Genomic DNA, 8060 nt, shown 5'->3' with positions numbered 1-8060 from the left:
GGCGGGGGCCCGCCATGATCGCACGGCAGGCCAAGGTCAGCGTGCTGACTCCCGAGTCCTTCGTGAAGGGCGTGTAGCCGACTCCGGCTATGGCCGTATGGTCTCGGAATGCAAGCAAACGCTTGACCATTCTCGAACGCTAGGCTCGACCGTCCAGTTATGTCAACGGTGGGTTATGTCCCACTTGGACCAGCCTGTGCCGTGACCACCCTCATTTGACAGCTTTTCCGTCCGGCGCCTACCGTCCAAGCAAGCGCTTGGTAAGATACGATGCAAGTGGCGACGAGGAGGAGACCATGAGCACACACGCTGCCCGGCTGATCGCGCCGGACGGGTGTGGTGGCGGCCCCCCGGCGCCGTTCCCGCGCAGGACTCTCAACGGAGCCTCCATGCCGAACGGCCCTTCCCCCGAGAGCGGCAACGGCCGGCTCGACAGCCGGAGGTTCAGGTCGGTGCTGGGCAGGTTCGCCACCGGCGTGGTGGCGATCACCGCACTCGACCCGGTCAACAACGAGCCGTGCGGCCTGGCCGCCAACTCCTTCACGTCGGTGTCGCTCGACCCGCCGCTCGTGGCGTTCTGCGTGGCGCACACCAGCACGAGCTGGCCCAGGGTCCGCGGCGCGAAGGTCATCACCGTGAACGTCCTGGCCGAGGACCAGCAGCACGTCTGCGCCCAGCTGGCCGGCAGGGGCGGCGACAAGTTCGCCGGGCTGCGCTGGACGGGCTCCCCCGGCGGCAACCCGGTGCTGGAGGGCACGCTGGCCTGGATCGACTGCGCCGTCGAGGCCGAGCACCTGGCCGGCGACCACATGATCGTGGTCGCGCGGGTGCTGCACCTAGACACGCACGCGGACGGCGGGCCGCTGGTGTTCTTCCGCGGCGGCTACGGCGGCTTCGCCGACCCGGCGTGACGAGCCTGCCGCCGTCGCAGGACACGACGGCGACGCCCGTGAGCCCGACCGCGAGCACGCCCGTGAGCCCGTCTGCGAGCCCGGTGGCGGGCCTGCGGGGAGAGGCCCGCGCCTGGCTGGCCGAGAACCTCACCGGAGCCTTCGCCGGCGCCCGCGGCCTCGGCGGCCCCGGGCGCGAGCACGAGGGCCACGAGATCCGCCTGGCCTGGGAACGCCACCTGGGCAAGGCGGGCTGGACCTGCCTGGGCTGGCCCGAGAAGTACGGCGGCCGCGGCGCCTCCTTGGCCGACCAGGTGGCCTTCCACGAGGAGTACGCCCTGGCCGACGCCCCCGCCCGGGTCGGCCTCATCGGCGAAGGACTGGTCGGGCCGACGATCCTGGAGTTCGGCACCGAGGCGCAGAAGGCCCGCTTCCTGCCCCCGATCCAGCGCGGCGACGAGCTGTGGTGCCAGGGCTACTCCGAGCCGGAGGCGGGCTCCGACCTGGCGAACGTCCGGACGAAGGCGCACCTGGCCGGCGACGAGTGGGTGATCACCGGCCAGAAGGTGTGGACGTCGCTCGCCCACGTGGCCGACTGGTGCTTCGCGCTGTGCCGGACGGAGGCCGGCTCCCAGCGGCACCGCGGCCTGTCGTACCTGCTGGTGCCGATGGACCAGCCCGGCGTCGAGGTGCGGCCGATCGCGCAGATGACCGGGACGTCGGAGTTCAACGAGGTGTTCTTCGACGGCGCCAGGACCGCGGCCGGGAACGTGCTCGGCGAGCCCGGCGACGGCTGGCGCGTCGCGATGGCCACGCTCGGGTACGAGCGGGGCGTGTTCACGCTGGGGCAGCAGATCGGGTTCCGGCGGGAGCTGGCGCGGGTGATCGAGGTCGCCAGACGCACGGGCGCGGCCGGCGACCCGGTGCTGCGGGACCGGCTGGTGCGCTCGTGGCTGGAGCTGGAGATCATGCGGCTCAACGCCCTGCGCCCGGACTCGGGGCGGGTGGCGGCCGTGGGCAAGCTGTACTGGTCGGAGTGGCATCGCAGGCTGGGCGAGCTGGCGCAGGCCGTACAACTCAAGTCCGGACTTGTCGCCCACGACGGCGAGTTGAATGATCTGCAGCGGCTGTACCTGTTCAGCCGGGCGGACACGATCTATGCCGGTTCCAGCGAGATCCAGCGCAACATCATCGCCGAGCGCGCCCTGGGGCTCCCTCGCTGATCCCCCCACCCCCCTTGATCGGAGTGCGAGATGGCACCGTCCTACCCCCGCGCGCACGGACTGCTCGACGGGAAGGTCACGCTGGTCACGGCCGCGGCGGGGGCCGGGATCGGGTACGCGACGGCCAAGCGCTGCGCCGAGGAGGGCGCCACGATCGTCGTCTCCGACCGCCACGAACGCCGCCTCTCCGCGGCGGCCGACGCGCTGACCGAGCTCACCGGCGTCAAGCCGCTGGCCGTGCCGTGCGACGTGACCTCGGAGGCGCAGGTGCTGGCGTTGTTCGACGCGGTGGTCGAGGCGCACGGCCGCCTGGACGTGGTGGTGAACAACGCCGGCCTCGGCGGCACCGCGCCGCTGGCCGAGATGACCGACGACCAGTGGCACTCCGTCATCGACGTCACCCTGAACGGCACCATGCGCTGCACCCGGGCCGCGCTCAGGCAGATGATCGCCCAGGGCTCGGGCGTCATCGTGAACAACGCCTCGGTGATCGGCTGGCGGGCGCAGCGCGGGCAGGCGCACTACGCGGCGGCCAAGGCCGGGGTCATGGCGCTGACCAGGTGCGTCGCGCTGGAGGCGGCCGAGCACGGCGTACGGGTCAACGCGGTGGCGCCCTCCCTCGCCGTGCACCCGTTCCTGGCGAAGGTCACCAGTGAGGAGTTGCTGGCGGAGCTGGCGGCGGCGGAGGCCTTCGGGCGCTCGGCCGAGCCCTGGGAGGTGGCGAACGTGATCGTCTTCCTCGCCAGCGACTACTCCTCGTACATGACCGGCGAGGTGGTCTCCGTCTCCTCGCAACATCCCTGACGATATCCTGAGTGCCAATATATAGTGGGACTGTGAATATAACGGAGCCCATGTTCCTGGCGCTCACGGCGCTGGTGGACGAGCCTCGCCACGGCTATGGGATCGTCCAGGAGGTCGACCGGCTGTCCGGTGGCCGGGTGCGCCTCAAGATCGGCTCCCTGTACGGCGTGCTCGACCGGCTGGCGGTGGAGGGCCTGGTGGAGCTCGACCGGGAGGAGGTCGCCCAGGGGCGGCTGCGCCGCTACTACCGGCTGACCGACTCCGGGGCGGCGGCGCTGGAGGAGGAGGCGGCCCGGCTGGCGGTCAACGCCCGCGCGGCGACCGACCGCCTGCGGGAGCGGGCCACCCGGCGCGACACCGCCACCGGCCTGCGCGACCTGACCGGCCCGGAGACTGCCTTCACCGGGCTGACCGCCCCGGAGACCGCTCCCGCCGGGCTGCGCGAACCGGCCGCCCCAGGGGGCGTGGGCCGGCTTCTCGGCTTCCTTGTCCGATCCTCGACCGTCCCTGCCGGAGGCACCGGGTGAACGAGCTTCTCGAACGGCGTTACCGCACCGTCCTGCGCGTGCTCCCCAGCTCCTACCGCGCCGAGCGGGAGGAGGAGATGGTGGCCGCCTACCTGGAGTCCTCCGGCGACGTCCCCGACGCCGTGAACCCCTACCCGCGCTGGGGCGAGGTCGCGAGCGTGATCGCCCTCTCGACGCGGGTGCGGCTCGGCGGCGCGGGCGCGAGCCCCCGCTTCGTCGCCTGGGGAGCGGCCGTGCGGCTGGTGGCGCTGTGCGGGCTGGGGTTCCACGCCATGGCGGGCACGTTCACCGTCGTCTCGCTCGTCCCCGTCGCGCCGGGCATCGGCACGCGGCCGTTCGGTGTGGTGGCGGCGGTGCTGTGGGTGGCGGCGTACGTGTCGCTGGCGGCCGGACGGGCGCGGCTCGCCAAGCCACTGGCGTGCGCGGCCGGCGCGGTGGTGCTGGCCGAGCTGGCGATCCGGCTGAACCCGGCCGGGCCGCTCGGGCTGCTGGACCTCACCTCCCCGGTGCTGAACGTCGTGGTCCCGGTGACGGCCCTGCTCCTCGGCTTCCACGGCGAGGCGCCGGCCCCGCGCCGGCCGTGGCCGTGGATCGTCGCGCCGGTGGCCGCCGGGCTGTCGCTGTGGGCCCTGGTCCAGCCGCTGCTGGCGGCCGGCCGGCAGACGTCGCCGGCGCTGTGGCTGTGGGTGGACCTCATGGGGCCGGCCACCGTGGCGCTGGTCGTGGCGGCGGTCGTGGCGGCGGCCCGCCGCACGCCGTCGTACGTGCGGCTCGCCCTGGCGATCCTCGGCACGCTGACGTTGCTGTCGCGCCTGCCGGTGCTCACCAGCGACCCTCTGGCGTTCGGGCCGCGGGAGGTGTGGGTGTCCGGTGTCGTCCAGTGCGCGGCGCTGGCCGTGGTGGTGACGGTCATGGCGGTGGCCGGCCTGCGCGACCTGCCGGCCGTGCGACGAGGACGCGCGGTGACGTGACCGGGGAGCACGGTCGCGCGGTAAGGTCCCCGATCACCGTCCCTGACAGGGAAAGTCCAGGGTAGGCGGCGGACCTGCGACGACTTAGTGTCCGAATCATGGGCACACGCTCTCACCACGTGCTGGACGTCCTCATGGCGGAGTTCGGCGAGTCGATCAGGCGAGACCCGGCGGCGTTCCGCCGGAAGTTCCGGAAAATGGCGGCGACCCCGTTCGCGTTCTACCGGGGCAGCGCGTCCCTGTTCTACGCGGACATGACCGGCGAGTTCGCCGACGACGCGTACCTGGACGAGGCGACCAGCCGCGTCTGGATCCACGGTGACCTGCACGCCGAGAACTTCGGCACCTACATGAACGCCTCGGGCGTCCTCGTCTTCAACGTCAACGACTTCGACGAGGCGTACGTGGGCCCGTACGTCTGGGACCTCAAGCGGTTCGCCGCCAGCGTGGCGCTGATCGGGTACGCCAAGGCGCTGTCGGACGAGGCCATCAGCGCGCTGGTGAGCGGCTTCGGCGGCGCGTACCTGACCGAGCTGAGCGGCATCGCGCACGGCGGGGACGACGCGATCGGCTCGCTCACGCTCGACACCACCAGCGGCGTGCTGCACCGGGTGCTCCAGACGGCTCGGCTGAGCACGCGGGTGGCGATGCTGGACGTGGAGACGGTGATCGACGACTACGACCGGCGCTTCGCGATCATGGACGGGCGCGAGGCCGTGGACGAGGGGACGCGGGCGGTGGTGACGGCAGCGTTCGAGGACTACCTGACGACCCTGCCCACGCCGTCGAACCCGGTCGAGCACGTGATCAAGGACGTGGCGCTGCGCAAGGGCGTGGGGATCGGGTCGGCGGGGCTGCCGTCGTACAACCTGCTGCTGGAGGGCAGGTCCCAGGCGCTGGAGAACGACGTCATCCTGTACATGAAGCAGGCCCAGGTGCCGGCCGTGGCCCGCCACGTCTCGGACGAGAAGGTCAGGGACTACTTCCTGCACCAGGGGCACCGCACGGCGGAGTCTCAGCGGGCGCTGCAGGCCTACGCCGATCCGTGGCTGGGCTACACGACGCTGGACGGGGTGGGGCAACTGGTGGCGGAGGTGTCACCGTACTCCGCCGACCTGGACTGGGACGACGTCAACGAGCCCGCGGAGCTGCACTCGATCATGCAGGACCTAGGGCGGGCGGTGGCGCGCATGCACTCGGTGGCCGACGACGAGTCCAGCCATGACCTGGTCGACTTCTCGACGGAGGAGGCGATCGTCGCCGTGATCGGCGGCGACAGCGCCGGTTTTATCGGGATGTTGGTGGATTTCGCGCACCGTTACGGGGCACAGGCACGGAAGGATCACCAACTGTTCGTCGACCTCTTCCGGAACGGACGCCTCCCAGGAGTGTGACCGATGAAGGCCGCGTGGGCGGAGGGAGCATCGTGAGACATCTGGTCGGGCTGCTGCTGGGGACGGAGGAGGACTGGCCGTCGGCGTTCGAGACCGTGCTGCGCAAGCTGGGGCCGGTCAAGGGGGTCGGCGAGTTCGACGTCGAGCGCATCACCATCGAGCCGTTCGACCTGCGCGACCGCCCCCGGCACAAGCTGGTGATCGACCGGCTGGCGTACTGGTACTACCACCCTCGCGAGTGGCTCAAGAAGGTCGCGATGATGGACGACGTCTACCTGCTGAACAGCCCGTTCACCTTCCAGTCGATGGAGAAGCACGCCGCCTACTGCGCGATGATGCGGCTCGGGCTGAAGGTGCCCGAGACGGTGCTGGTGCCGTACAAGAATCCGCCGGACAACACCCGGTACGCCTACACGGCCGCCCGCTACAACCGCTCGTTCGACCTGGACGCGGTCGCGGAGGGGATCGGGTACCCGCTGTTCATGAAGCCGTACGACGGCGGGGCCTGGCGCGGGGTGTCGATGGTGCGCGACCCGGAGGAACTGCACCGGGCCTACGACGCCAGCGGCGAGATGCTCATGCACCTGCAGAAGGCGATCCAGGGGTACGACGCGTTCGCCCGCTCGCTGTCGATCGGGGCCGAGACGATGGTGATGCGGTTCCGGCCCGAGGAGCCGATGCACGCGCGGTACGTCGTCGACCACGAGTTCCTCGCCCCGGACGTGGGCGAGGAGGTGGTCACGATCGGACGGCTGGTGAACGCGTTCTTCCGGTGGGAGTTCAACTCGTGCGAGACCCTCGTGAAGGGCTCGGACGTCCATCCGATCGACTACGCCAACGCCTGCCCCGACGTGGCGCTGACCAGCCTGCACTACTACTTCCCGTGGGCGATCAAGGCGCTGGTGCGGTGGAGCGTGTTCTGCGTGGGGACGGGGCGGCGGCCGCGGCTCGACCTGGACACGCGGGAGTACTTCGCGATCGAGGGAACCTACGAGGAGCGGCTGGCGAAGTACCGGCGGCTGGCCGACGACTACTTCGAGGTCGAGCGCTACCAGGACTTCTGCGACAGCCGGATGCGGCATCTCGATGAGATCGTGCTGGAGTGGGTGGCCGGGCCTGACTTCGACCGGCTGCTGGTGGACACGGTGACGGCGACGTACCCCGAGCACGAGCGGGACCGGTTCGTGGAGCACTTCCGGGGGCTGCTCGGGCTGTGGGTGAAGGACTCCTCAGGCTGACCGGCGACCTGGTAACCGACCAGTCGGTATGGCATGCTTCCGGAACATGACTCTGTTCTCGGTGGAAGGCAAGACCGTCGTGGTCACCGGCGGCTCCCGCGGCATAGGGCGCATGATCGCGACCGGCTTCGTGGAGGCGGGCGCGACCGTGTACATCTCCGCGCGCAAGGCCGCCGAGGTGGAGAAGACCGCCGCCGAGCTGGGCTGCGTCGCGGTGCCCGCCGACCTGTCCACCCCGGAGGGCGTGGGGGCGCTGGTGGAGGCGGTGGACGGGCCGCTGCACGTCTTGGTGAACAACGCGGGCGCCACCTGGGGCGCGCCGCTGGAGGAGTACCCGGAGCACGCCTTCGACAAGCTCTGGAACATCAACGTCAAGGGCGTCTTCTACGTGACGCAGCGGTTCCTGCCGCAGCTCAGGCAGGCGGCAAGCCAGGAGGACCCGGCGCGGGTGATCAACGTGGGCTCGATCGACGGCATCCGCGTGCCCACGCTGGAGAACTACGCCTATTCGGCGGCCAAGTCGGGGGTGCACATGCTGACCCGGCACCTGGCCAGGCAACTGGCCGGCGAGCACATCACCGTGAACGCGATCGCGCCGGGGCCGTTCGAGTCCAAGATGATGGCGTTCGCGCTGGACGACCCGCAGATCCGGGAGGCCGTCGCGGCCAGTGTGCCGATGGGGCGGATCGGCCGGCCCGACGACATGGCGGGGGCGGCGATCTACCTGTCCTCGCGGGCGGGCGCCTACCTCACGGGCACGGTCATCCCGGTCGACGGCGGCATCTCCTGCTGAGCGACGCTTCTGTCAGGACATGTCCTGGAGCAGGTCGCGCAGGGCGGTGGCGAAATTCGCGAAGGCGTGGGGCTCGTAACGCAAGTACAGGTACGGCTCCGTCAGCTCCAGCTCGATGACCGCCGGGCTGCCGTCGGGGAGCCGGACCAGGTCGACTCTGGCGTACAGAAGGGCCTGGGGGATGGCGGCAAGCACCTTCTCCGCGAGTTCGACCTGGTCC

8 protein-coding genes and 1 pseudogene are annotated in these 8060 nt (G+C 70.8%); 8 read left to right on the top strand and 1 reads right to left on the bottom strand.

What is annotated here, in order from left to right; genetic code table 11:
* Positions 1-296: 296 nt before the first annotated feature.
* The 8 genes from KME77_RS03005 (at position 297) to KME77_RS02970 (ending at position 7840) form a co-directional block, all read left to right on the top strand.
* Positions 297-911, top strand: coding sequence for a flavin reductase family protein (locus tag KME77_RS03005; protein WP_219461636.1), 615 nt, complete (start codon positions 297-299; stop codon positions 909-911).
* Positions 912-949: 38 nt separating this feature from the next.
* The gene (locus tag KME77_RS03000) at positions 950-2113 is read left to right on the top strand and encodes an acyl-CoA dehydrogenase family protein (protein ID WP_372451121.1); all 1164 of its coding nucleotides are present in this window, start codon (positions 950-952) and stop codon (positions 2111-2113) included.
* A 30-nt stretch (positions 2114-2143) separates the two neighbouring features.
* Positions 2144-2917: an SDR family oxidoreductase gene (locus tag KME77_RS02995; RefSeq protein ID WP_219461632.1), complete on the top strand. Its 774-nt coding sequence runs from the start codon at positions 2144-2146 to the stop codon at positions 2915-2917.
* A gap of 32 nt (positions 2918-2949) precedes the next feature.
* Positions 2950-3444 (top strand): PadR family transcriptional regulator, encoded by a 495-nt coding sequence (locus KME77_RS02990; protein ID WP_308250518.1) that lies wholly within the window; start codon positions 2950-2952, stop codon positions 3442-3444.
* Positions 3441-4415, top strand: coding sequence for a hypothetical protein (locus KME77_RS02985; protein ID WP_219461628.1), 975 nt, complete (start codon positions 3441-3443; stop codon positions 4413-4415). Before KME77_RS02990 ends, KME77_RS02985 begins: the two co-directional genes overlap by 4 nt.
* Positions 4416-4513: 98 nt before the next feature.
* Positions 4514-5809 carry a DUF2252 domain-containing protein gene (locus tag KME77_RS02980; protein ID WP_219461625.1) on the top strand — a complete coding sequence of 432 codons (1296 nt, stop codon included), beginning with the start codon at positions 4514-4516 and terminating at the stop codon, positions 5807-5809.
* A gap of 32 nt (positions 5810-5841) precedes the next feature.
* Complete coding sequence (locus KME77_RS02975; RefSeq protein ID WP_219461623.1) at positions 5842-7047, top strand: ATP-grasp domain-containing protein; 1206 nt, start codon at positions 5842-5844, stop codon at positions 7045-7047.
* A gap of 46 nt (positions 7048-7093) precedes the next feature.
* A complete protein-coding gene (locus tag KME77_RS02970; protein WP_219461622.1) occupies positions 7094-7840 on the top strand; it encodes an SDR family oxidoreductase in 747 nt (248 codons plus the stop codon).
* A gap of 12 nt (positions 7841-7852) precedes the next feature.
* Here the strand turns inward: KME77_RS02970 and KME77_RS02965 are convergent.
* A pseudogene (locus tag KME77_RS02965) lies at positions 7853-8060 on the bottom strand (ATP-grasp domain-containing protein); the annotation flags it as partial.

This window comes from Nonomuraea rhizosphaerae (assembly GCF_019396405.1).
Lineage (GTDB): Bacteria > Actinomycetota > Actinomycetes > Streptosporangiales > Streptosporangiaceae > Nonomuraea > Nonomuraea rhizosphaerae.
This window is presented reverse-complemented; position numbering and strand designations above follow the sequence as displayed.